This window comes from Arthrobacter sp. 9MFCol3.1 (assembly GCF_000620385.1).
In the GTDB taxonomy this organism is placed as follows: Bacteria; Actinomycetota; Actinomycetes; order Actinomycetales; family Micrococcaceae; genus Arthrobacter.
Map to the genome: position 1 here is coordinate 52,793 of NZ_JIBJ01000003.1, position 22,659 is coordinate 75,451.

Genomic DNA, 22,659 nt, shown 5'->3' on the forward strand with positions numbered 1-22,659 from the left:
GGGGCTCAGACGGCGGCCCGGACTCGCTGGAGGAAGGAATCAAGCACCCGCCCGGCGTTCTCATGCATGCGCCGGGACTCGGCCGCCGGCAGCTGCCGGCTCTTGGGCCCGTTCAACCGCTCGCCCAGATAGAGCAGCGCCGCCAGCACCTCGGAGAGTTCGGAGTTGCTTTCCGCGCGCTGCCGCAGGAGCCGCAGATGAGCCTCCTGCAGGGCCGGACCGGGGGTGCAGCCAAGGTCGCGGTCGAAAAGCCGCCGGCAGCGGTCATACGCCGCGAGGCCCTCCGCCGGCAGGCCCGCCTGTTCGTACGCTGTCACCAGTACCGTCCAGGCCCGCTCATTCAGGGGCTCCGCCCGAATGGCAGCCTGGACCAGGTTGACGGCGTCGTCAGGTTTGCCCAGCAGGGCCGCCGTTTCTGCCGCGAGGATCTGCAGCGCCACCTTCTCGGCTGCATGGCGTGCGCGCGCCTCTTCGGCCCAGTCGGAGGCAAGTTCGAAGCCGAGCAGCGGCTCGGCGGAAATCTCCAGGGCCTCGAGCATCAGGGGGTACGCCTCACCCGGAGGCAGCTCACCGGCGTCGCGGACCAGGTCACGGAACCGGAACAAATCGAGATCCACGAGCGTGGGGTCCAGGACATAGCCACTGTTGGCCGTGCGGAGCGGACCGGTCTTGGTCTGCCCCGGCTGGATGGCGCGGCGGATACCGCTGATATAGCTCTCGAGGGTCGCGACGGAGCCGTCACTGGCTCCGGCGCCCCAGAGAAGATCGATCAGGCGGGTCTTGGACACGGGCGTGCCAAGGTTCAGGAGAAGAATTTCCAGTATGTGCCGGGGTTTGCAACCGCCCATGTCGGCAGCGGTGAGCGCCACGCCGTCCCGGCGCACCTCGAATGATCCGAAGAGGCGGACCGAAATGGAGGGTGTAGTTTCCTTTGGGCTATCCACGATGTTCTCCGATTTCCCCAGGTAAAACGAACTGAATCGTCTGTGGAGAGCCGGATCAATAGTGAAACCAGGCCGTACTGAGACGCTGTTCCCTCCGGCTTTCCAATGACACCGTGACACGCCAGACAGGGCGCAACAAGGTATGCCGCTACCCGATCTTTCGCCCAAAGAAAGACACGTACAGGCGTCAGTACCGTCGAGTAAGCGCGCGGGGCGGAGGGCAGGTGATTGCGGCGCCAACCAAGTAATTCCGGGGGCGGCCCGCACATGGACCCAAGTAGTTCTCCGGGTCAAGATTTGGGCCCCCGGGCGGGCGAGTTCCAGCCCGTGGAACCGCCGGTCCGGGCCGGTTTTCCTACTGGTTGTCGGTCATCTCGGCGGGCACCGCCACCAGGCGCAGGTCCCCGCCGTCCCGGAGCACGGCAAGGTCCAGCGGCTCCCCGATGGCCTCTGCGAACAGCAGCTTCTGCAGGCTCTCGGCGTTCGACACATACATCTGCCCGACCTTCAGGAGGATGTCGCCGGCCCGGAGCCCGGCCCGCTCGGCGGGCGAATCAGGGAGGACTTCGACCACGAGCAGGCCCTCCCTGCGGCCCGTCCGGACGACGGCGCTCGGCTGCAACTGGATCGGTGTATTGACCAGGCCCAGGTAGGCCCGGCGGACGCGGCCGTCCTTGAGCAGCGAAGCGATGATCCGCCGGGACGTGGCGTTGATGGGAACGGCCAGGCCAAGTCCAACGCCTGCCACGGCCGTATTGATGCCGACGATCCGCCCGCGGGCGTCTGCCAGCGCCCCGCCGGAACTGCCGGGATTGAGGGCCGCGTCGGTCTGGATGACGTCCTCGATCACGCGCCGGCTCCGTCCGGACCAGACGGGGATCGAACGGCCCAGCCCGCTGACCACCCCGGCGGTGACGGAGCCGGCGAGCCCAAGCGGGTTGCCCACGGCGATGACCAGCTGGCCGACCCGGAGGGACTCGGCGTCGCCCAGTTCGGCCGGCGCCGCAGTCGGTGCCCGGCCGTGGACCACGGCAAGATCGGAGAGCGGGTCGGCGCCCACCACGTCCACAGCCGTGCTGGTGCCGTCGGCGAAGACTGCCTGGCCCGACTGGGCGCCGCCCACCACGTGGGCGTTCGTCAGCAGATAACCGTCCGTGGTGAACAGCACGGCCGAACCCGCACCGACCCTCAGCCTGCCGTTGCGCCCGTTGCCGGTCATTTCGAGGGCTGCGACGTGCTGGGTAACAGCCTCGGCCACGCGGATGACCGTTGCGGAATAGGAATCCAGCGGATCTCCGGACACATCGGATCCGGATACCCTGCTGATGGACGCGGCCACGGTGCACCTCCTGCTAACCGGTACTCATCCAAGTCAACCACCGCCGCCCCGGGAGTAGTCCTGGCGGGCCTACGCCGTCAGAGAAATACGCCGGATGAAGCGGCGCGGATGCAACAGTTCAGCCCGGCGCGGATCCGCGGCTAGGCTCGGACATAGATCCGCCCGACAGCCAGGAGAACCTACGTGACACCAGCGTCCGCTTCCCCCGCCCCGCTGCCCCTGCCGGGTCTGACCTGGGGCATCAAACGCAGCTTTTTGGACTACATTTCCGGACTCCCGGACGGTGCCGTTTCCGCGGCCGACGGCGCCACGGTCACCGCGTCCGGGGAGTTCTGTTTCGCCCCCGCCGGCTCCGAGTACGATCCCGCCAGCGGCACCGGCGTGCTGCGGTTCCGCGGCGACGTCCGGGTCGCCGGACACCACGGAATGATGTTCGTCCGGCTCCTGGATCCATGGGTCGAGTTGGCGGCCGGGCACGGGGTCCTGTCCATCAGCACGGGCGACGGCGGCGGGATGGACCGCTTGGATGTCGGCACCCTGCGTACTGCCGCGCCCCGCAACATGGAAGGGTTCCTCGTCTGGGAGCGCGTCGAGGTGGCGATATCCCAGGCCGGTTCGGAACTGTTCGACGGCCAGTACGCCGACGGCCAGGCGATGGACCCCCTCGTCATCCGGGTACCGGTGTAACCGGGGTAGGGCGGCACCGGCGGTCGGCTGCCTTCCTCGCCGACCACGGCCGCCGTGCTGGGCACCTGTCCGTCCGTCTGCAAGGATGTGAACTGTCCTGGCGCCGTCGAGGACTGAAACTGGTCAAAGGAGACGCTCCATGGTTGAACCCGCCCTTCTAGCTGACGGCGCAGACAGCGGGGTCCGCCGGCATGTGCTCCGGGCCCTGGCGGCGGGCACGGGAATCGGGTGGGACGGCCCGGACCGGGCCGTCTTCGAAGAGCGCTTCGACCGCCATTTCCCGGTCCTGTTCCGGTTGTTTCACGATCTCTACGGCGCACGGCACGATTGGCTGGACCAGCTGACGGACCTTGTGATGGAGTCAGCCCGCTCCTGGGCCGAGAGGCCTGCCGCGCTCAAGGGCCTCGACGCCGAACGCGAACACAACAGCGGCTGGTTCCAGTCCAACACCATGCTCGGCGGCGTTTGCTATGTCGACAGATACGCCGAGGACCTCGAAGGTGTCCGCGCCCGGATCCCCTACTTCAAGGAACTCGGCCTGACGTATCTGCACCTGATGCCGCTGTTCCTGGCCCCCGAACCGCACTCCGACGGCGGCTACGCCGTCTCCAGCTACCGCGACGTCAACCCCAGGCTGGGCACCATGCAGCAGCTGCGTGACCTCGCCGCCGAACTGCGGGCGAACGGCATCAGCCTCGTCGTCGATTTCATCTTCAACCACACCTCCGACGAACACGAATGGGCCCGGAAGGCGGCCGCGGGCGAGCCGGCCTACAGCGACTACTACTGGATCTTCCCGGACCGGTCCATGCCGGACGCGTTCGAGCAAACCGTGCGCGAAATCTTCCCCGACGACCACCGCGGCTCGTTTGTCGATTTGCCGGACGGACGGTGGGTCTGGACCACGTTCCACACCTTCCAGTGGGACCTGAACTACGCCAACCCGGACGTCTTCCGGGCCATGGCCGGCGAGATGCTGTACCTGGCCAACCAGGGCGTGGACATTCTCCGGATGGACGCCGTCGCCTTCATTTGGAAACAGCTCGGCACGCCCTGTGAAAACCTGCCCGAGGCCCACACCCTGCTGCAGGCCTTCAATGCCGTGTGCCGGCTGGCGGCGCCGTCACTGCTGTTCAAGTCCGAGGCGATCGTCCACCCCGATGAAGTGGCCCGCTACATCGACCCCGCCGAGTGCCAGCTCTCCTACAACCCGCTGCAGATGGCGCTGATCTGGGAGGCGTTGGCCACCCGCGACGTTTCGCTGCTCTCCCAGGCCCTGGAGCGGCGCCACAATATCCCGGACGGCACGGCCTGGGTGAACTATGTCCGCAGCCACGACGACATCGGCTGGACGTTTGCGGATGAGGACGCCGCCGAGCTTGGCATCAATGCCTTCGAACACCGACGGTTCCTCAATTCCTTCTACGTCAACCGTTTCCCCGGCAGCTTCGCCCGCGGCGTGCCTTTTCAGGACAACCCGCACACCGGCGACTGCCGGATTTCCGGCACAACGGCGTCGCTCTGCGGGCTGGAGGGCGGAGCAGTTGCGGCGGTGAACCGGATCCTGCTGGCCCACTCGGTGACCTTCAGCACCGGGGGCATCCCGCTGCTGTACCTCGGTGACGAGGTGGGCCAGTTCAACGACTACGCGTACGCCGCCGAGGATGGCCACGAAACGGACAGCCGCTGGGTGCACCGGCCGCACTACCCGGCTGCAGGCTACGCACGGCGTGCGGAGCCGGAAACCCCCGCCGGGGCCGTCTTTGCCGGACTGCGCCGGCTGGTGTCCGTACGGTCAGCAACTCCGGAGCTGGCCGGGACCCGGCTGGTCGGGTTCGACACGAACAACCCGGGCGTCCTGGGGTACCAGCGTCCGGGAAATGGAACGCTGGTCCTCGCCCTGGCCAACTTCAGCGACGGCCCTCAGGAAGTAGCGGCGGTGACGCTCTCCGGCTTCGCGACGGGCGCCGTCAACATCCTGACCGGCGCCCACCTGCGCCTCGACGCGGGACTGGTCCTGGACGCCCAGCAGTTCCTCTGGCTCAGGGTGACGCCCCGGTCTTGAGGGGCTGGCCCGCGGCTCATCGGCGTGGATGACTGGTAGTGGCTTGTTGTGGGCGCCCGTTCCGCCGCCGCGCCGCTTCGCCCGGTGTCGTGTCCGGCCGCACACTGGTTGAGGAGAGCGTGCGGCCGGAATCTGTGGACGAACGGCCCCGTGGCGGCCGGCGGCCGGTCTTCTGCGGCCTATTTCCACTGTCCCGCATCCGGCTGAGAAGAGACTGAGAGCAGCCTCTCCCGGTGGGGCCGGGCGCGCGGTGACGGCAATGCGGCCGCGGTGGTTGTCCCGGACCACGCATTGACGCATTCTTGGAGCATGGCACTGGGCAAACGAGTCCCATCCGGCCCCGGCAGGGGCGAGATTCGTTGGGGCGTGCGGAAGCGCTCGACGGCGGTCGCCGTGGGCGTCGTAGCCGTCGCGCTGTTGCTCGGCGGCATCGTCCTTCTCGTCCTGCTGCAGGCCTCCCTGGCGAGGTCGAGCGACGCCGCAGCCCAGCAGAAGGCCCTGGACGTGATCGCCGAGATGGAGGACATGGACATCGAGGATGCCCGCGCCTACATCTTGGACACCTCGCATGCGGGCCAGTTCGTTCAGGTGCTGGATACCGAAGGGTACGTCCTGGCCAGCTCGGACCCCGAGGTCGCCAACTCCCCATTGTCAGCCCAGCGGCCCAGCCCGGGCCAGACGATGACCCAGGACGTCTCGAGCCTTCCAAGCATCGGGGACACCGACGACTACCACATCGTCACCGTGGGAGCGCGGACCGGCACGCTCAGCTATACGGTGGTGGTGGCCCAAGCCGCACAGATACAGGCGGACACCCTTTCCACCGTCGCGTGGTTCATGCTCGGAGCCACGCCGCTGCTGCTGGGCACCGTGGCCGTGTCCGTGTGGCTCCTGGTGGGGCGATCTCTCCGCCAGGTTGAGCGGATCCGTGGCCAGGTAGCCCGGATCAACGCCGAGCGGCTGGATGGACGCGTCGACGTCCCGCCGACCAACGATGAAATCCACGCCCTGGCGCTGACCATGAACACCATGCTGGACCGGCTGCAGGCCTCGGACACAGAACAGCGCAGGTTCGTGTCGGACGCCAGCCACGAGCTCCGCAGCCCGCTGGCCACGCTGAGGGCCGGAATCGAGATAGCGGCGGCCGACCCGACCGGGGCGATGTGGCTGCAGATGAAGGATGTCCTCTCTGAGGAGACGTCCCGCATGAGCTTCCTCGTGGAGGACCTGCTGACGCTGGCCAAAGCCAACGACGGCGGCCTGCGCGTGGAGCAGAAGGACGTCGATCTTGACGACGTGCTGGACCAGGAGATCCGCCGGCTGCGCTCCACCAGCCGGAACCAGATCTCGGCGGAGCTCGTTCCGGCACGGATCCGCGGCGACGCCCGCCGCCTGGCGCAGGTCCTGCGCAACGTCCTGGACAATGCCGACCGCCACGCCCTGTCCCGGATCGCCGTGAACCTGCACACCGCCGGGGACCGGGTCATCATCACGGTCGACAACGACGGCGACCCCATTCCGGAGGCGGACCGGGAACGGATTTTCGAACGATTTGTCCGGCTCGATGGCAGCCGTTCGCGGGAAGGCGGCGGCAGCGGACTGGGCCTGGCCATCGCGGCGGGAATTGTGGCCGCCCATCATGGGAGCATCCGCCCGACGGACGGACCAGCGGGTCACTGCCGGTTTGAGATCGTATTACCCCTTCCGGAACCCGTGGAGCCGGCGGAGGTCACGCCTCGGGAATCTCGGCGGCACGGGGTTCAGGGATCGGGTCGGCGCTGAGTAGGTAGCCCATGCCGCGCACGGTGGTCAGGCTGTGAATCCCGAACGGGACATCGATCTTGCGCCGAAGGTAGCCGATGTACACCTCCACCACATTGTTCGCGCCCTCGAAAGCCGGGTCCCAGACGTTTTGCAGGATTTCCGCCTTGGAGACGATCTGGTCATGCCGGCGCATCAGATAATGCAGGAGCCCGTACTCCCTGGCCGTGAGGCTGATGAGGGTATCGCCGCGGCGCACACTGTGGCTGACCGGGTCCAGGGACAGTGTGCCAAGGGTCATGATGACAGGCCTGGCGGGCGCTCCGCGCCGGATCAGCGCCCTGATCCGGGCCACGAGCACCAGGAAGCTGAACGGTTTGGTGAGGTAGTCGTCAGCGCCCAGGTCGAAGGCATCGGTCTGGTCGTATTCGCCGTCCTTGGCCGTGAGCATCAGCACCGGAGTCCACACTTTGCGTTGCCGCAGTTCCTTCAAAACGTCGTAGCCGTTCATCCGCGGCAGCATGAGGTCCAAAAGGATGGCATCGTACGCGTTCTCCAGCGCCGCCGACAGTCCCCGCACGCCGTCGTGGGCCACGTCAACGACGAACCCCTCGTTCTTCAGTCCGCGGCGGACTGTCTCGGCCAGGGCGTGCTCATCCTCCACCATCAGAATCCGCAATCCGGCCCCCTCCCTTTGGGCCAGTATGGCCCTTCCGGGGCCGGGCTGGAAGGAACCTGGCGAGTCCGGTGGCAGGGTGGTGCCCCGTCGCTGTTCGGTCAGGCCTGCTGGGGAGGGCCGAACAGCCAGCCCGAAACGTCGCTGCGCAGGACCACGTGCGGGCCTCCGGTGGAGCTGACGCTCCCGTTGGCGACGTAGTAGCCGCGCCCGGCTCCGGGGCCGCCGGCCGCGCGGTCGATGGCGTCGGTCAGGCGCCGGGTCAGGTGACCGCTGGGGCCCAAGGAGCGCAGTTCATTGAGTTCATCCTGCGTGAGCCGTCCCAGCACTGCAGCAATATCGGCCATGGTGAATCCTCCCGACGGATGGTGCGGATGGTACCCAAGGTGGGATGGTGCCTAAAGAATCAGGCTAGGGCACGCAAATTAACGGCACATGACGCCCCGGTGACCAGTGGCGAACAAGGCGTGAAGGCCGGCGCCGCGGGCGGCCGCCTCCGGGTGTCACGAGCGTCACTGCCGCGACTCCCCCGGTCCCCAGCATTTACACGGCGTCATGCTGTACGGTTCAATCCCGGAGATCCGGAGATCCGTGGGATCCCGACAGACACTGAACACACGCCCAGCAACTGAAATGAGTACCACCAGGTGGCAACCGATTATGACGAAGTACGCTCCGACGTCGCGGAATCCCGCAACGCTTCCCTGGAGGCGCTCCGTTCGGCGAATGCGCCTGACGCCCGAAGCGTTGTCCGTGAACTCGACGAGGCCGATACCTCCGAAGGCGTGGAACTGCCGGGAGCAGACCTGTCCGGCGAGGAACTGACCGTCACGGTCATCCCGCAAAAGGAGGACGAGTTCACCTGCTTTTCCTGCTTCCTGGTGCGGCACCGGTCCCAGCTCGCCAAGGAGAAGGCCGGCCACGCGTACTGCGCAGACTGCCTCAGCTAGAGCCCCCGGCAGGCGCTCCCCGCCGGGCCGTCCGTCGAATATACTTCTGTCACATACTTCACAATAGTGTCAGGAAGCCGCCGGACGTGGCCGGCCGGGGCAGGTTCGGCTACGCTCCTGATTGACGATGCGGCGATTGCCGGCACACGGCCGGAGGCTGATCATGCGTAAATCCAACAGCAGGTTGGCGGACCCTGCTGCTGCGTCCCCGTCGAGCGCTGCCAGCAACGCCAACGGCCCGGAACAACGATCCGACGGCGGGGCGGCCAGGCCGGCTGAAGGACCGCCAGGCCCACGTGCTCGCACGGGCAAACCCGCCCGCGCAGGGAGCCTGCAGCGGGAATGGTCCAGGGCATTCATGCTCGTGCTCCTAGCCCTGCTGGCCGGGGCCGCGGTGACCCTGGTCGGCGTCCGTTTTGTCACGGACCAGATGCAGCACGCCGCTGCACAACACCGCGTCGAGTCGGAAGCCGTCGCCGAGCTTCGGACCGGCCTCGAGACCCACGAACAAGCCGGACTCCAACTGTTGTCCGCAGGACCCGTAGATCAGACCGCCTTTTTGCGGCAACAAGAGGACGTCTCCGCCCAGTTCGATGCCGCGGCCGGGATCCTGCCGGAGGCGTACGGCATGCGGGCCACAATCCGCGAGGCCCGGGCCGCATGGCAGGAGGGACTGACCGCGCACAGTCTCTGGGGAAGCCAGGTGGCCAGTGTCCACGGCAACCGAGTGGCGGAGGCACCGGCGTTCGCCGCATCCAGCGCGAAGGCCCGCGCACTGCTCGCCGACGTCCGGCGCGCTTCGCTCGACGCGCTGGAGGACGGCGTCGCTCATGGAACCGAGCTCCAGCAGACGGTATCGACCGTCCGCACGGCCCTCTTTGCGCTGGCCGCTTGCGGCGTGTTCTTCTTCCGCCGGCGGATGAGCAAGTACCTGATTCGCCCCGTGGAGCAGCTGCACCGCGGGGTCGTGAAGCTGCAGTCCGGTGACTACAGCCACCGAATCAGCGTTGTCCGCAATGACGAACTGGGCCAGCTGGCCGAGGCCTTCAATTCCATGGCCGCCACCGTGCATGACAACCATCTGGAACTGACCTTCCGCGCCTCGCATGACCCGCTCACGGGATTGGCTAACCGGGCGGTCCTCACCGAACGCCTCGCCGCCGTGTTCGACCCCCAAGCGAAGGGCCCGGACGCCTCCGGCACCGGGCACTGGGACGGGCGTGAAGGCCTGTTGATCATCGACGTCGACGACTTCAAAGACGTCAACGACTCGCTGGGCCATGAGGGCGGCGACGCGTTGCTCATTCAGCTGGCCCAACGCCTGCGGGGCTGCGTGCGCGGGCATGACCTCGTCGCCAGGCTGGGCGGCGACGAATTCGCGATCGTCGTCATGGATGACGGCGGCACGGCGACGGACGACGTCGCACGGCGCATCCAGGCCTCGATGCGGGACCCGTTCTGCATCGATGATGTCCGGCTGAAGGTAACCGTCAGCATGGGCGCCGCCCAGCGCAGCGACGGCACTGCAGATCCGGCCGAGTTGATGCGGCAGGCAGACTTCGCCATGTATATGGCCAAGCACGGCGGCAAGGGCCGCTACCAGCTTTTCGATGCCCGGGGCTATGACGAAATGACGTACCGCGCTGCTCTCCGGGCGGACCTCGCCACGGCTGTGCAGGCAGGGCAGTTGCGCCTTGACTACCAGCCCGTGGTGAATCTTGGCACCGGCGAAATCGCCGGAGTGGAGGCGCTGGTCCGCTGGGAGCACCCGACCCTGGGCCGGCTGGGACCGGCCGACTTCATCCCCTTGGCCGAGGAAACCGGCGAGATTGGCCCCATCGGCTGCTGGGTACTGGACACCGCTAGCCGTCACGTCGCCGGCTGGCGCCGGTCCCCCGGAACTGCCGAGGACTTCTGGGTCTCGGTCAATCTCTCCACCCTCCAGCTATCCAGCGACCGGAACCTGGCTGCCCTGGAGCGCATCCTGGCCCACCCCGCTTCGCAGGCTGACAAGGTCATCCTCGAGGTCACCGAATCGGCCCTGGCCACAAGCGCCGACGGCGGGGTGGCTGCGCTAAACCGGCTGAAGAGCTTCGGCGTCCGAATCGCAATCGACGACTTCGGGACCGGTTTCTCCTCGCTCAGCACGCTCGCGGCGCTGCCCGCGGACATTCTCAAGGTCGACCGCGCCTTCCTGTCCGGGCTGCCCGGGGACGCCCCGGCCGCGGCGATGCTCGAGGGCATCCTGGAAGTGGCCAGGAAACTGGACCTGGCCGTCATCGCCGAGGGCATCGAGCACACCGGGCAGCTGGATCTCCTGCGCTCGCTCGGCTGTGACATGGGGCAGGGCTTCCTGCTGGCCGGTCCCAGCCCGTCCCCGGTTCTCGTGGCGCTGCTGGCTTCCGGGGCGCGCCTGCAGCCACCGGCCGGCATGGACGCGGCGGCGACGGGCGCCTGAGCCAGCCGAAGGACCGGACCAAGAGGCGTCCTGCTCAAACGGCGGGGAAATCCAACGAGGGCTCGTCTGCGGTGGCGAGTGTCAGGACGGCCTCCTCCACGGTTTCGTGGTCCTCAAGTTCGCGTTCAACCCGGCGTAAGGCCACGGCGACGTCGTGTTCCCGCAGGTCCCCCTGGATGTCCACCGCCGCCACGACGTAAAGTTTGCGCGGGCCGACGTATTCGAGATGCAGGTAAGTGATGCGCTCGATCTCACGGTGCTCGAGGAGCCGGCGGGCCATGGTGGCCTCGATATCACCGGTCACGGCTTGCCCCACCAGGAAGCGCCGGTTCCGCTCGATCAGCACGACAGCAACCGCGGCCAGCAGGATGCCCACCAGAATCGACCCCACTGCGTCCGGCACTGAGGATCCTGTGACCTGGTGCAGGAATATCCCGGCGAAGGCGATGAGCAGGCCGATCAGCGCGGCCCCGTCCTCGGCAAAGACGGCCCGCAGGGTGGGGTCGGAGCCCTTGAGGACCTGTTCGAGGGTGTTCCGGTCCAGCTCGCGCGCCGCTTTCCGGTTTTGCCGGAACGCCTGGATGAAGGACACGCCTTCAAGGACGAACGCGACCGTCAGCACCACGTAGGCGATCGCATAGTCACCTGGCGGTTCCGGAGTGATCAGCTGCTGGATGCCGTGCATCACCGACACCACCGCCCCGGCCGTAAACAGGCCAAAGGCGGCGATCATCGACCACACGTAGGCCTCGCGCCCGTAGCCCATGGGGTGGGCTCTGTCCCGTTTCCGCGCGGCTTTCCGTTCGGCGATGAGCAGGAAGACCTGGTTGCCGGTGTCCGCCCAGGAGTGGGCCGCCTCGGCAGTCATGGACGCCGAGCCAGAGATGAGCGCGGCCACTGTTTTGGCTGCCGCGACGAGGACGTTCGCTGCAAAGGCAATGAGCACTGTGAGCGATGCGGACCAGGACTTCTCACGCTTCACGCAATTTCCCTCCCTCGGCTGCGGAATGCATGCCAGTGACTACGCTATCTCCCCGGCCCCTCGCCGCCCGGCGTTCGACGCCGGCTGGTTCCATTTGTGCCGGTCAGGCGCACAATATAGCTAATACGTTCATCCGCTCGTTTCCACTAGCCGCTCGGGGTGGTGCGCAATGAATGCTCGTCGGAAGCTGCCGTCGCTGGGGGTGCTCCCGGTCTCGCTGGGGACCGGCGGGTGCTTCGTGGCTGACGAAAGCTCAGCGTTCGATGCCGAGGTCAAGGGCGGCGGCACTGACACGTGCACCGCGCCTGCGAAGCCCGGATCCTACACCTATCACTGCACCTTTCATCCGGGCATGCACGGGACGCTGGTGGTCAAATGAGCGCCCAGAGCCCCGGACGGTCCGCGCGGGTCCATACCGCCGGCATGACACTGCGAATCCTCACGGCCGTTGCCCTGTTCATTGACGCCGCCGTCCACATCCACCTGGCCCCGGGCTACCAGGCGGGGAACTCCGCGGGGATCGGCCAGGGCAACCTGTTCCTGCTGGAATCCGCTGCCGCCGTGCTGGCCGGTTTGTACGTGCTGCTGCGCGGCAGCCGGGCGGCCTTCGCCGTCGCGTTCGTCGTCGCCATGAGCGCCTTCGTGGCCGTGGTGGCGTACCGTTATGTGAATATTCCCGCGTTCGGGCCTTTCCCGGCCATGTACGAGCCCATCTGGTTCTTCGAGAAGTCCGTCAGCGCCGTGGCCGAAGGCGCCGGCGCTGTCCTGGCGGCCATCGGTTTCGTCCGGGCCGGACGGCGGACGGACCGGCAGGGCACCCGGTCCAAGCACTGACCAGAGCCGGGCCGCGGACTTGCTGGCATGTGGGCGGGGTGGTTCAGGCTGAAGTCGTTTGTACAGGGCACGAAACAAGACGGCACGAAACAAGACGGCACGAAACAAGACCGCACGAAACAAGGGGACCCGAAACCAAAGGACACGGTGTCTACAGGCACAGGAGCGGCAAACCGGCCCAGAAGCCGGCCTGCAGACCCGCCGGCAGGCTCCGCGCCCCCTGCGGCAGGGCACTCCGGGCCGGGATCGGCCCGGCGTGCCGTGGCGGATGCCGGCGCCGCCGTCGGCGCCTATCTTGTGGCCTGGGCCTGGCTCGGCACCGCGGTCCTCACGGATCCTGGTCCCTGGCTCCTGGCCCTGCTGGCGGGGGCCGCGGTGATCACCCGGGCCGCCGGCTCCGTCCTGCGACGGAAACCCCGGTTTTCCACCCCCGCGGACCGCGTTACCCTCGGCCGGGCAGGCATCGTGGCCTGCTGTGCCGGCGAAACGGTGGCCGGCTTGACCGTCGGCGCCGAAGCCGGACCAAGCCCTCTGGTGGTGGTCCTCGGCACAGCCGCGTTCCTGCTCGATGCCGTGGATGGCCGGGTGGCCCGGTTCACGGGTTCTGCCACGGCCGAGGGTTCACGTCTGGATACGGATACGGATGCCGCCCTGGTTCTGGTGCTGTCCTGCGCGGCGGCCGGAAAATTCGGCCTGTGGCCCCTGGGAATCGGCCTGATGTACTACGCGTTCCTGGCAGCAGCCTGGTTCCGTCCGTCCCTGAAGAACCCGCTACCGCCCAACACTGTCCGCAGGGTCATCGGAGCCACCCAGCCCGCGGCCCTGCTGTTCGCCCTGCTGCCGGGCGTGCCTCCGCCGCTCGGTGCCATGGTGCTCGGTCCTGCGCTGGGGCTGCTGGCGTTTTCATTCGGGCGGGACGTGGTCGGGCTCGAACGGCTCCGGGCAAGCCGCGCTTCCGCCGCCGGCTCCCCCACCCCGCGCGCCGGCACGCCGGCGGGGACCTAAAGCGGCGCAGGTCTCGGCGCCAGGTTCATCGTCGCCGGGCCCTGGATGACGGCGCCGTCGGCGGCAAACCGCGAGCCGTGGCAGGGGCAGTCCCACGTCGAATCGTCCGCGTTGAACGCGACCGTGCAGCCCAGATGGGTGCAGATGGCCGAGACTGCGAGCAGGTCCCCGTCAGCGTTAGCGTAGACGGCAGTCATTTCGCCGTCGATCTCCGCGACGGTGCCTTCGCCGGGCCGGAGCCCGTCGACGGTCGGTTGGTCCGGCAGCTGGGGTTGCGGCGGTTGGTCCGGTTGCTGCCGCGCCCCGCCGGTCTGGCCGGCGGAAGAGCGGTTGGTGTCGAATACCGCCGCCCAGGGGTTGTGACGGCCCGACAGGGTGTCGGCCAGGATCAGGGCGGCGGCGGTGCCGTTGGTCAGGCCCCATTTGCGCAGGCCGGTGATCACATGAAGGTGCGCCGCCGTCGGAGTCAAAGTCCCGGCGTACGGCAACCCGTCGACGGGCATGGTGTCCTGCGTGGACCATCTGAAGCTGGGCTCCCCGGTGCCGAGGCGTTCCCGGGAGAAGGCCGCTAGGCGGCGGTACCGGGCGGCGGCATCGCTGATTTCGGCGGCCCGGTGCCCCTCGCCGCCCGTGAGAACGAAACGGGAACCCTCAATGTCGATCGCCAGGATGGAGCGCATCGGCTCATCGACGCTGATGAAGGTCCCGTCCAGGGGCACGGCAGGTGCCAGGCTGGCAACGAGGTAGGAGCGGTGCAGGTAGCAGCGTTCGGCAAACAGGCCGGCGTCGCCAAGGGGGACGTTGGTGGCAACGATCACCTCGCGCGCCCGGACGGTGCCACTGCCGGTCCCGACGACGGCGGGCACCCCGTCGCGGACCGAGGTGACGCGCGAGTCCTCCAGTACGTGGCTTCCATTCCCGTCCACTGCGCGGGCGAGGCCTTGGAGGTACTTCACCGCGTGAAGCTGCGCCTGGTCGTCGAACCGGACCGCGCCCCGGGCACCGAACGGCAGCGGCACGTCAGAAGTAAAGACGGCTGGCAGGCCGAGCCGTTCGGCCAGGGCCGCCTCGTCGCGGACCCGGGCGAGGGCGTCAGCGGATTCTGCGTAAGTGTAATTGGACACCCTGCGGAAGTCGCAGTCGATGCCCTCCTCCGCCACGACACGCGCAATGTGCTCGATGGCGGCCTGGTTGGCCTGCCCGTACGTGCCGGCGACGTCCGGTCCGTGCCGGTCCGCGAGTTCGGTGTAGGCCAGCCGGTGCAGGGAGGTGACCTTGCCGGTGGTATGCCCGGTGACGCCGGTGCCGATGCGCGCTGCTTCCAGGACCGCGACGGTGTTGCCGGCACGTTTGAGGGCCAGCGCCGCCGTCAAACCGGCAATCCCTCCCCCGACGACGGCGACGTCGACCTCAAGATCCGCGTCCAGGGACGGATAGCGGGTGGTCCCGGATGTGGCGATCCAGAGCGAAACCTGCCGTCCTTCGGGCATCCGCGATCAGAGGCCTTCAACGGCTTCCAGCCGTCCCGAGCGAACCGCATCGGCGAAGGCCTGGTAGTCCTTTTCGTTCTGGTCGGCGTATCGCTCGGAAAAATCGGTGATGGAGCGGTCGAACTTGTCGCTCTTGCCGAGGTACGACGCGATCGCGATCGGGTCGCCGGACCGGGCGTGTGCCCGCGCCAGCGTCCAGCCGCAGGCATCGGCATAGAAGTTCATGCCGAGCGGCTTCATCCCTTCCACAACCGCTGAGCCCTTCATGTCACGCAGTTGGCGCCAATAGAGGTACCGGTTGTCCTGCACGCCTTTGGTCCACCCCAGGAAGATGTCGCTCGCGGCCTGCATCATCCGCTGCCCCCGCACCACGCGCTCGCCCGGCTGCTTGAACTTGCTCTTCGGCAGGTGGTCCTCGAGCACCGACCTGGTGGCCTCCTTGACCTGGAGGAACAAGGGGTCCTGTTGATCGCGTCCCTGGAGCAGGACGATGAAGGCCCGGGTGCCGACGCTGCCGACGCCCACGACCTTGCGGGCGACGTCTATGATTTCGAATCTCTCCAGCAGGTGGCGTCGGTCATCCGGCAGCGTGGCCCGGTACGACCGGAGCTGCTCGCGAACCGCGTTCTCAACCTCGTCGCCAGACATACCGTACGTATCTGCCAGTTCCCGGACGGGAATGACGATGGGTGGTTGACTGACAATTCGGTACTTCCCGTCGACGCGCTCGGCGAGCTTGGACAGTGCCTGCAGGCTGTCCCGGGTGTGCGCCTTTGCGACGTTTTGCCGCGCCGTCTTTTCCATGCCCTGGGCCGCCTTCTTTTGGGCTTTGCCCTTTTGGGATGCCACGGCCAGGTCGATGGTCCCCAACAGCTGTTCCTCGGAGAGTCGGGCGTACCAGATGTCCAGGGTCCCCATCTGCGCGAACTCAGCCATCGCCTCCCGGTACGCCCGAACCGCCCTGAGTGTCACCTCGCGCGTTTCTTCCTGGGTGTATCCGTTGTTGCGGGCCGCGATGGTGAAGCTCGCCGCCATGCGTTTAACGTCGTATTCGAATGGTCCGGGAAGGGTCTCGTCGAAGTCGTTGAGGTCGAACAGCAGGGTCCGCTCTGGCGAGGCGAACACTCCGAAGTTGGACAGGTGGGCGTCTCCGCAGAGCTGGGACTTCAGGCCGGCCCGCGGCGTGTCCTTCAGGTCGGCGGCCATGATCTTGGCGGCCCCGCGGTAGAACGTGAACGGCGAGACCAGCATCCGGCCATGACGCACCGGCACGAGGTCCGGTTCCCGGGTGCGGTTCTGTTCCTCGAGCAGTGCCACCGGATCGGGACGGTCGGACGCGGGTTTCCACTCTGTGTGGCTTGAGACCGGCGCTTTATCCCGGTATTTCTTGCCCTTCGACTTACGTTCCTCGACGCTTGGATGCTTGACTTTGGTCTCAGCCATGATCGGCGACCTCCCTTTGATGTCAGGAACCGCCATCGGCACTCGTTGCCTGGGTCAGTCCTGCTGAGCGCGCGGACGCGCCTTGGGTCGAACTAATGCGATTCTGGCCCCGGCGCGGACAATCGTCAACGCGTTGGTGAAGTCTTGCGGACACTGAATGCCGGTTCGTAGCGCAGCCTGATGGCTGGCCAGCGGTTCATCCCGTTCGGGTGATGCCTGCCGTCACCGTGCCGGGTTACGTTGCAAGACGAGTGGGGTAATCCTCGCTCTTCGCCAACTCGGCAATCAACACCGCAAACCAGATGGAGACAGAACCATGGCCGAAGAAGAAGCTCCCGTCCTCGCCGCCCTCGCCGACATCACCGCCGTGTCGCTCGAACGCTCCACGCTCGAACCCCGCGAGCTGATGCTGGTCCGGATTGCGGCGCTCGCGGCCGTCGACGCTCCTGGCGCCTCCTACCTGCTCAACGCCGGAACCGCAGTGGACGTTGGCATCACCCTGGAGGACGTCCGGGGCGTCCTGATCGCCGTTGCACCCATTGTCGGCACTCCCCGTGTCGTGGCTGCGACCACGAACCTCGTCCAGGCGCTGGGCTTTGCCCTCGAAATGGCGGAGGCAGAACTCGAAGCAGAGGCCGAAGGCTGAGCCCCTCCTCGCCGAAAGACACACTTGACGGTACCGTTTCCTACGAACCGCACGTCACGGCGTTGGCAGTTCCTCGCTGCATCTGCCACGATGCCCTGACTAAAGGCGGCCCATGAACAAGAACCGGCTGGAAGCCTTCAGCGACGGCGTACTGGCGATCGTGATCACCATCATGGTGCTGGAGCTTCACGTCCCCGCCGAACCGACCTGGCCGGCGCTGCTCCACGAACTTCCAACGCTGCTCAGCTACCTGCTGAGCTTCATCTACGTCGGGATCTACTGGAACAACCACCACCACATGCTGCATCTGGCCGGACGGATCAACGGCGGGGTGCTCTGGGCAAACCTGCATTTGCTGTTCTGGCTCTCCCTCATCCCCTTCACCACCCGGTGGATGAATGACACGGGCCTGGCGGAGGTCCCCGTCCTCGTCTACGGGCTGAACCTGCTGCTCGCCGCCATCGCCTATTACATCCTGAAAACAACCCTGATCCGCCAGCAGGGACGCGGCGGCGCGCTGGACCAGGCCATGGGGCAGGACTGGAAGGGCAAGGGATCGCCCGCGCTCTACATCGCCGGGATGGGGCTCAGCCTGGTGAACCCGCTCCTGGGGATCGCTGCCTATACGGTGGTCGCCGCGATCTGGCTCATCCCGGACCGGCGGGTTGAGCGGTTCATAGCGCACACGTGAGTCCAGAGGCGCACGTAAGTCTCGGGGCGGCTACTGCCGGACGCGCTGAGCCAGCGAGTCGCTCAGGAACCGCAGATGCGCCGGAATTGGCTTTACCACATGAGCCGCGTAGCCGGCGTGGTTGCCGAGGTACTTCTTGATGTAGGGACACACCGGAACGATCGTCAGGCCCGCGGCGATAGTCTCATCGAGTGCCTGTGCGGCCAGCACCCCGGCCAGCCCACGGCCGCCATATTCCTCGTTGATCTCCGTGTGGTAGAAAATCCGCTGGCCCGCCCCAACATCGTCCACGTAAGCGGCCTGGCCGATCACGGTGCCGGCGTCGAGCACTTCGAAACGGCTGCGCTGCGGGTTGTCACTGATGGCAATCGTGGTCACTACGTTCTCCTTGAGCGGGCCGGATTGGCCCGGCGATCGGGCTTATGGCAGCAGGGCTGGCGGGGGCGGGGCTTTCCGGATTGGACAGGTCAGCCGCGTGGCCGAATACGGGCATTCGGCAGGGTAGGGGCCGGGAGAGCGGCGGGCCCGCCGGGCGGAAACGGGCCGAACCGCAGGTCAGGTGCTCCCCCGGCGGCGTCCTCAGTGCCGGCGTCCGCGCCGATCTCGGACTGCCACTGGGCCCTGTACGCGACGATCTCCTCATGGCTGCGGCCGACGAAGTTCCACCACATCACAATTTTTTCGCCCAGCGGCTCTCCACCGATCAGGAGAACGCGGGCTCCGTCGCTGCCCGCGACAAGGGTCAGGGACCCGTGGCCGACGGGCAGGTACGCGAGGTTGTCCTTCGGGACCGGCTGCCCGTCCACGGCCAGGGTGCCCGAGTCCACCAGCAGGCCGTGTTCGAAGGACGCGTCTGTTTCGAGCGTCAGTTCCGTCCCCGCGTCGAGCAGGATTTCGGCACCCAGCAGGGGTGTGTGGGTTGTGACGGGCGAGACGGAACCGGAGAGCGCGCCGAGGAAGACGCGAATGGTCCAGCCGCGTCCGCTGACCGGCTCGGGACGGTAGTGCTCAAAGGTGGGCGCCATGTGGCGTGTCGTGTCCGGCAGCGCCACCCACAGCTGCGCGCCGTGCAGGACGGTTGTGTCCGGTGTGGAAAATTCCGAGTGGCTGATGCCGCGGCCGGCGGTCATCAGGTTCACTTCGCCGGGCCGTACGGCTGCGTGAAAGCCGGCCGAGTCCTGGTGTTCGATCTCGCCTGTGAACAGCCAGCTGACGGTTTGAAGCCCGGTGTGCGGGTGGCGCGGGACTTTCATGCCGCCGGAATCCCCGACCTGGTCCGGGCCATAATGGTCCAGGAAGCACCACGCCCCAATGAGGCTGCGCTGGCGCTGCGGAAGGGTGCGCCGCACATCCATCGCGCGCGGGCCGCCCAGCGGAACCTGCCGCGGAACCAGGAGTTCGACGCCGGCGCAGGGCCCGTCCGTTTCGCAGAGGATTTCCTGGGGCGCGACTTCGGTATTGCTCATGATGACAGCCTAGCTTCGCGCGGGCCGCGGGTCAGCCTCCGGCAGACGGCCTCAACCCGCAAGGACCGGGCCTCAGTTCCAGGCCGAACGGCGCAAGGGGGGTTCCGCGCCGCCCGGGCGCTGGACCAGGACCTGGTTCACGCCCGTGATGCCGGCCTCGAAGCCGAGTGCGCTCGCGGCCATGTAGAGCCGCCATACCCGGGCCCTTCCGAGCCCGGCGAAGCGCACGGCCTCGTCCCAGTGCTCCTCCAGGTTCCGCACCCAGGCCCGGAGCGTCAGGGCGTAGTGGCGCCGCAACGCCTCAACGTCCAGGACCTCCAGGCCCGCCGCTTCGAGTGCCGCGACCATCTCCGAAAGGCTGAGCATCTCGCCGTCCGGGAAGACATAGCGGGGAATGAAGGAGTCCGGGTCCGGCGGGGTCGCGCCGGCATTCCAGGAGATCGCGTGGTTGAGCAGCCGTCCTCCCGGCCGGAGCAGGCCCTGCAGGTGGGAGGAATAGTGCTGGATCTGCTCGCGTCCTACATGCTCTGACATGCCGATGGAGCTGATCGCGTCGAACGGCCCGTCGTCCACGTCGCGGTAGTCCTGCACCCGGATGTCCACCCGGTCCGTGAGTCCGGCGTCCGCCGCCCGCTTGCGGGCCAGGGCCGCCTGTTCGACCGAGAGCGTCACCCCGACGACGTCGGCCCCGTAGTGTTGCGCGGCGTGCAGTGCGAGGCTGCCCCAGCCGCATCCCACGTCCAGCATGCGCATGCCCGGCTGGAGCCCCAACTTGCGGCAGACCAGATCGAGCTTGGCTGTCTGGGCAGCGTCAAGCCCGGTCTCGTCCGACTCCCAGACCGCGCACGAGTAGACCATGGATGGGCCCAGGACGAGGGCGTAAAAGTCGTTCCCGACGTCGTAGTGGTGCGAGATGGCCGCGGCGTCGCGTCCCTTGGAATGCCGCCGGCCGTGCCGGCTCACGCGCGCTTCCTCCGGCGGCGGAGCCGGGTTCGTTCCCAGCGCGCCGAGCCGGACGGCAGTTTTGACCAGCGCGAACACTTCGCCGGGTGTCGGCGGCCGGAACGGGCCGGGCTCGGCGAACTTTCCCGCCGCACTGAGGGCCGCGAAGGCGGCGAAGATGTCGCCGGGTGCCTCGATATCGCCGGCCACGTAGGCCCGGCTCAGGCCAAGCTGCCCTGGGGACCACAGCATCCGTCGAAGCGCCCGCCGGGATCGGAAAACGACGACGGGGGCGTCTTCCGGGCCCGCTTCCGAGCCGTCCCAGGCCTTCAGCCGCAGGGGGATCCCGTCGGTGCCAAGGATGATCGCCAGTGCGTCGGCCAGCCGTGAAGCCGCATTCGTGGATGCCGTCATGTCCAGTGCCCCATTTCCAGTGCCTCGTCTCCGGTGCTGCGGGCTGAGCCCCGCCAGTTCCAAATCTAAGGGCATTACACGCCCGGCAACCAGAGCCGTGGTCCCGATTCCTTTGCCCGCCCCTTCCCCCTTCCCTGCACGCCGCCCCTTCCCAGAGCAGCGGCGGCGGCTGGCTCTGGCGCTTGGGGGTGCTGTTGCCTATGGTGTGTCCTATGTCTGAGTCTTTCTCATCCCTCGTGGACACGTTCAAGAATGTCGGTGTGTCACGGGCCTACGGGCCCGCCGTGAACATCGCAGGAGAAGAGGTCGTCCCGGTAGCGGTGGTGTCTTTCGGCTTCGGCGGGGGCAGCAGCCCGGAAGACGGCCAGCCCGGCGGCGGCGGAAGTGGAGGCGGGGGCGGCGGCTTCGTCTTGCCCCTGGGCGTCTATGCCAAGGGTCCTTCGGGCGGCATGACGTTCCGGCCCAACACCGTGGTGGTTCTTGTGGCGCTGGCCCCTCTGGTGTGCGCCGTCGGCATTTCGATCCGCGGCATACTTCGCACAGTCCATTCCCACCGCTAGCACCGGGCTGCGGGCCAAGAATTCCCCAAGCCCGTCAGGGCATCGTGGGGTCTGGCGGCCTGGGTCTCGGGCAGTCCTGTGTCGGGCGTCGGATGGACTTGATCGGCGATGAACTTATTCAGAACTGCATGCGCACCAAGCCTGGGCGCGGCGCTCCTGATGACAGGATGCGCTGCTCCCCAGGCCATACCGGGCCCCACAACCACCGTGACGGCGACGGCCCCGCCGTCGGTGGTGGTCTTCGATCCGCAGACCAGCGGCAAGGTTCTGGCCGAGCGGATCAAGGCACGCGCCAAACCCACGGACCCCGGCGTCACGATTTCCGAAGTGGAGTGCAAGAACTTCCCGGATATCAAGGTCAACACGCATACGGATTGCCAGATGGTGGTTAACGGGGTCAAACGCGGATACCGGGCCACGTTCACCCAGCGTGACGGCCACTACGAAATAAAGGCCCAGGAACTTACCTGGTAGGGGGCGCGGCGTAGGACATGGCGGGTTCCCGGTCGTCGTCGGCGTCGACCCAGGCTGCGAAGTCCTTCAGCGACATGAAGCAGTAGTAGTCGCAATACCGCAGGTTCTTCTTTTCCGACTTGCTCATGCCGGTAATTCGAGGCGGGCCCGGCCGTGGATGGGCCGGCGGCCGTCAGCACCCTAGCATTGCCGCCTGCCGGCATCGGCGATGGCGAGCGCCAGTTCTGAGAGCACTTCCTCCGGGGTCCCCGACGCAGCCAGCTCGGTGAAGTGCGCGTATTCGGGCAGCGATCGGTAAGCGGCCCGCAACGAGGTGAGCTCTTCGAGCGTTTCCGTGTCCGTGCCGCGTGCCAAGACTCTTCGATGCGCCTGTTCCGGGTCGATCACGAGGTGGAGCACCACATCAGGTTGGGGAAACTTCGTCAGGAGGAAGGGCAGAAGCCGGCCCCGGGGAAGGCCCCGCGCCTGGCGCAGCGCCAACTGGCAGTGCAGGTGGCGGTCCATGATGACCAGGCCCGGATGCCTGTGCGCCCTGGCGTGGGAAACCACCACGTTCGCGGTGCGGATGGCTGTCTCTACGGCATCCGCCAGCCGCGGATGAAGCTGTATGCCGAACTGTGCGCCCAGCAGCGACATCCTGCGCCGTCCGGCGTAGTTCCGGAGCAGGAGCGCCTTCTTTCCTGCCCGGTGCGCGGCTGCAACCGTTGCCTGCGCGGCGGTTGTTTTTCCCGACCCGTCAATTCCCGTCAAGACAATCAGCAATCCGGCTCCTTCTGGTAGTGGCGGTGTTCGGGCCCCGCGACGCAATCCGGCGGCTTCCCCTACTGTTACC

General features: G+C 67.3%; 24 protein-coding genes. 12 read left to right on the top strand and 12 right to left on the bottom strand.

Annotation, left to right across the window (positions count from 1 at the left end):
• Window positions 1-5: 5 nt before the first annotated feature.
• Window positions 6-944 (bottom strand): AfsR/SARP family transcriptional regulator, encoded by a 939-nt coding sequence (locus C560_RS0100310; RefSeq protein WP_026536677.1) that lies wholly within the window; start codon window positions 942-944, stop codon window positions 6-8.
• 355 nt (window positions 945-1,299) lie between these two features.
• A complete protein-coding gene (locus C560_RS0100315; RefSeq protein WP_051532912.1) occupies window positions 1,300-2,283 on the bottom strand; it encodes a S1C family serine protease in 984 nt (327 codons plus the stop codon).
• Between the two features lie 183 nt (window positions 2,284-2,466).
• Between C560_RS0100315 and C560_RS22525 the strand changes: the two genes are divergently transcribed.
• From C560_RS22525 to C560_RS0100330, 3 genes are all read left to right on the top strand, one after another.
• Window positions 2,467-2,970, top strand: a complete 504-nt coding sequence (locus tag C560_RS22525) for an HtaA domain-containing protein (RefSeq protein ID WP_051532913.1) — start codon at window positions 2,467-2,469, stop codon at window positions 2,968-2,970.
• A 139-nt stretch (window positions 2,971-3,109) separates the two neighbouring features.
• A complete protein-coding gene (locus tag C560_RS0100325) occupies window positions 3,110-5,035 on the top strand; it encodes an alpha-amylase family protein (protein ID WP_026536679.1) in 1,926 nt (641 codons plus the stop codon).
• 366 nt (window positions 5,036-5,401) lie between these two features.
• Complete coding sequence (locus C560_RS0100330; RefSeq protein WP_043422214.1) at window positions 5,402-6,817, top strand: sensor histidine kinase; 1,416 nt, start codon at window positions 5,402-5,404, stop codon at window positions 6,815-6,817.
• Here C560_RS0100330 and C560_RS20805 read toward each other — a convergent pair.
• The gene (locus tag C560_RS20805) at window positions 6,765-7,475 is read right to left on the bottom strand and encodes a response regulator transcription factor (protein WP_043422215.1); all 711 of its coding nucleotides are present in this window, start codon (window positions 7,473-7,475) and stop codon (window positions 6,765-6,767) included. The two genes, C560_RS0100330 and C560_RS20805, sit on opposite strands and share 53 nt — an antisense overlap.
• Window positions 7,476-7,573: 98 nt before the next feature.
• Window positions 7,574-7,819: a hypothetical protein gene (locus C560_RS0100340; protein WP_018772799.1), complete on the bottom strand. Its 246-nt coding sequence runs from the start codon at window positions 7,817-7,819 to the stop codon at window positions 7,574-7,576.
• Between the two features lie 300 nt (window positions 7,820-8,119).
• Between C560_RS0100340 and C560_RS0100345 the strand changes: the two genes are divergently transcribed.
• Window positions 8,120-8,422, top strand: coding sequence for a DUF4193 domain-containing protein (locus tag C560_RS0100345; RefSeq protein WP_018772798.1), 303 nt, complete (start codon window positions 8,120-8,122; stop codon window positions 8,420-8,422).
• Between the two features lie 358 nt (window positions 8,423-8,780).
• Window positions 8,781-10,880, top strand: a complete 2,100-nt coding sequence (locus C560_RS20810) for a putative bifunctional diguanylate cyclase/phosphodiesterase (protein ID WP_043422216.1) — start codon at window positions 8,781-8,783, stop codon at window positions 10,878-10,880.
• Window positions 10,881-10,914: 34 nt separating this feature from the next.
• Here the strand turns inward: C560_RS20810 and C560_RS0100355 are convergent, their stop codons facing one another.
• Window positions 10,915-11,862, bottom strand: a complete 948-nt coding sequence (locus tag C560_RS0100355) for a cation diffusion facilitator family transporter (RefSeq protein ID WP_026536681.1) — start codon at window positions 11,860-11,862, stop codon at window positions 10,915-10,917.
• Between the two features lie 169 nt (window positions 11,863-12,031).
• On the opposite strand from C560_RS0100355, the gene C560_RS23170 reads away from it, so the two are divergent.
• From C560_RS23170 to C560_RS20815, 3 genes are all read left to right on the top strand, one after another.
• Window positions 12,032-12,241 carry a cupredoxin domain-containing protein gene (locus C560_RS23170; protein ID WP_155855688.1) on the top strand — a complete coding sequence of 70 codons (210 nt, stop codon included), beginning with the start codon at window positions 12,032-12,034 and terminating at the stop codon, window positions 12,239-12,241.
• Window positions 12,242-12,285: 44 nt separating this feature from the next.
• Window positions 12,286-12,696, top strand: a complete 411-nt coding sequence (locus C560_RS0100365) for a hypothetical protein (protein WP_051532914.1) — start codon at window positions 12,286-12,288, stop codon at window positions 12,694-12,696.
• 261 nt (window positions 12,697-12,957) lie between these two features.
• Window positions 12,958-13,701 carry a CDP-alcohol phosphatidyltransferase family protein gene (locus C560_RS20815; protein WP_197026071.1) on the top strand — a complete coding sequence of 248 codons (744 nt, stop codon included), beginning with the start codon at window positions 12,958-12,960 and terminating at the stop codon, window positions 13,699-13,701.
• Here C560_RS20815 and C560_RS0100375 read toward each other — a convergent pair.
• Together C560_RS0100375 and C560_RS0100380 are read right to left on the bottom strand one after the other, a co-directional pair.
• Window positions 13,698-15,191 carry an FAD-dependent oxidoreductase gene (locus tag C560_RS0100375; protein WP_026536683.1) on the bottom strand — a complete coding sequence of 498 codons (1,494 nt, stop codon included), beginning with the start codon at window positions 15,189-15,191 and terminating at the stop codon, window positions 13,698-13,700. The genes C560_RS20815 and C560_RS0100375 overlap by 4 nt on opposite strands.
• Before the next feature lie 6 nt (window positions 15,192-15,197).
• Window positions 15,198-16,634 carry a DUF2252 domain-containing protein gene (locus C560_RS0100380; RefSeq protein WP_026536684.1) on the bottom strand — a complete coding sequence of 479 codons (1,437 nt, stop codon included), beginning with the start codon at window positions 16,632-16,634 and terminating at the stop codon, window positions 15,198-15,200.
• Window positions 16,635-16,950: 316 nt separating this feature from the next.
• On the opposite strand from C560_RS0100380, the gene C560_RS0100385 reads away from it, so the two are divergent.
• Together C560_RS0100385 and C560_RS0100390 are read left to right on the top strand one after the other, a co-directional pair.
• The gene (locus C560_RS0100385) at window positions 16,951-17,280 is read left to right on the top strand and encodes a carboxymuconolactone decarboxylase family protein (RefSeq protein WP_026536685.1); all 330 of its coding nucleotides are present in this window, start codon (window positions 16,951-16,953) and stop codon (window positions 17,278-17,280) included.
• A 112-nt stretch (window positions 17,281-17,392) separates the two neighbouring features.
• The gene (locus tag C560_RS0100390) at window positions 17,393-17,971 is read left to right on the top strand and encodes a TMEM175 family protein (RefSeq protein WP_018772789.1); all 579 of its coding nucleotides are present in this window, start codon (window positions 17,393-17,395) and stop codon (window positions 17,969-17,971) included.
• 30 nt (window positions 17,972-18,001) lie between these two features.
• Here the strand turns inward: C560_RS0100390 and C560_RS0100395 are convergent, their stop codons facing one another.
• The 3 genes from C560_RS0100395 to C560_RS0100405 all read right to left on the bottom strand — a co-directional run bounded on the left by C560_RS0100395 (window position 18,002) and on the right by C560_RS0100405 (window position 20,793).
• The gene (locus tag C560_RS0100395; protein ID WP_026536686.1) at window positions 18,002-18,349 is read right to left on the bottom strand and encodes a GNAT family N-acetyltransferase; all 348 of its coding nucleotides are present in this window, start codon (window positions 18,347-18,349) and stop codon (window positions 18,002-18,004) included.
• A gap of 89 nt (window positions 18,350-18,438) precedes the next feature.
• Complete coding sequence (locus tag C560_RS0100400; protein WP_026536687.1) at window positions 18,439-19,437, bottom strand: pirin family protein; 999 nt, start codon at window positions 19,435-19,437, stop codon at window positions 18,439-18,441.
• Window positions 19,438-19,509: 72 nt separating this feature from the next.
• A complete protein-coding gene (locus C560_RS0100405) occupies window positions 19,510-20,793 on the bottom strand; it encodes an SAM-dependent methyltransferase (protein WP_026536688.1) in 1,284 nt (427 codons plus the stop codon).
• A gap of 212 nt (window positions 20,794-21,005) precedes the next feature.
• Here C560_RS0100405 and C560_RS0100410 point away from each other — a divergent pair, with 212 nt between their 5' ends.
• A complete protein-coding gene (locus C560_RS0100410; RefSeq protein WP_043422218.1) occupies window positions 21,006-21,353 on the top strand; it encodes a hypothetical protein in 348 nt (115 codons plus the stop codon).
• 207 nt (window positions 21,354-21,560) lie between these two features.
• Window positions 21,561-21,827, top strand: coding sequence for a hypothetical protein (locus tag C560_RS0100415; protein ID WP_026536690.1), 267 nt, complete (start codon window positions 21,561-21,563; stop codon window positions 21,825-21,827).
• On the opposite strand, the gene C560_RS23530 is transcribed toward C560_RS0100415, so the two are convergent.
• A complete protein-coding gene (locus tag C560_RS23530; protein WP_176803199.1) occupies window positions 21,817-21,954 on the bottom strand; it encodes a hypothetical protein in 138 nt (45 codons plus the stop codon). The genes C560_RS0100415 and C560_RS23530 overlap by 11 nt on opposite strands.
• Window positions 21,955-22,007: 53 nt before the next feature.
• Window positions 22,008-22,589 (bottom strand): AAA family ATPase, encoded by a 582-nt coding sequence (locus C560_RS0100425; protein ID WP_026536691.1) that lies wholly within the window; start codon window positions 22,587-22,589, stop codon window positions 22,008-22,010.
• Between the last annotated feature and the right edge of the window lie 70 nt (window positions 22,590-22,659).

What these genes read in the sequence shown, in the direction of transcription:
- C560_RS0100380 (WP_026536684.1), bottom strand. Translation starts at nt 16,634, where the DNA reads ATGGCTGAGACCAAAGTCAAGCATCCAAGCGTCGAGGAACGTAAGTCG.
- C560_RS0100400 (WP_026536687.1), bottom strand. Translation starts at nt 19,437, where the DNA reads ATGAGCAATACCGAAGTCGCGCCCCAGGAAATCCTCTGCGAAACGGAC.
- C560_RS0100340 (WP_018772799.1), bottom strand. Translation starts at nt 7,819, where the DNA reads ATGGCCGATATTGCTGCAGTGCTGGGACGGCTCACGCAGGATGAACTC.
- C560_RS23530 (WP_176803199.1), bottom strand. Translation starts at nt 21,954, where the DNA reads ATGAGCAAGTCGGAAAAGAAGAACCTGCGGTATTGCGACTACTACTGC.
- C560_RS0100325 (WP_026536679.1), top strand. Translation starts at nt 3,110, where the DNA reads ATGGTTGAACCCGCCCTTCTAGCTGACGGCGCAGACAGCGGGGTCCGC.
- C560_RS0100365 (WP_051532914.1), top strand. Translation starts at nt 12,286, where the DNA reads ATGACACTGCGAATCCTCACGGCCGTTGCCCTGTTCATTGACGCCGCC.
- C560_RS23170 (WP_155855688.1), top strand. Translation starts at nt 12,032, where the DNA reads ATGAATGCTCGTCGGAAGCTGCCGTCGCTGGGGGTGCTCCCGGTCTCG.
- C560_RS20810 (WP_043422216.1), top strand. Translation starts at nt 8,781, where the DNA reads ATGCTCGTGCTCCTAGCCCTGCTGGCCGGGGCCGCGGTGACCCTGGTC.
- C560_RS0100385 (WP_026536685.1), top strand. Translation starts at nt 16,951, where the DNA reads ATGGCCGAAGAAGAAGCTCCCGTCCTCGCCGCCCTCGCCGACATCACC.
- C560_RS0100410 (WP_043422218.1), top strand. Translation starts at nt 21,006, where the DNA reads ATGTCTGAGTCTTTCTCATCCCTCGTGGACACGTTCAAGAATGTCGGT.
- C560_RS0100390 (WP_018772789.1), top strand. Translation starts at nt 17,393, where the DNA reads ATGAACAAGAACCGGCTGGAAGCCTTCAGCGACGGCGTACTGGCGATC.
- C560_RS0100405 (WP_026536688.1), bottom strand. Translation starts at nt 20,793, where the DNA reads ATGACGGCATCCACGAATGCGGCTTCACGGCTGGCCGACGCACTGGCG.
- C560_RS0100375 (WP_026536683.1), bottom strand. Translation starts at nt 15,191, where the DNA reads ATGCCCGAAGGACGGCAGGTTTCGCTCTGGATCGCCACATCCGGGACC.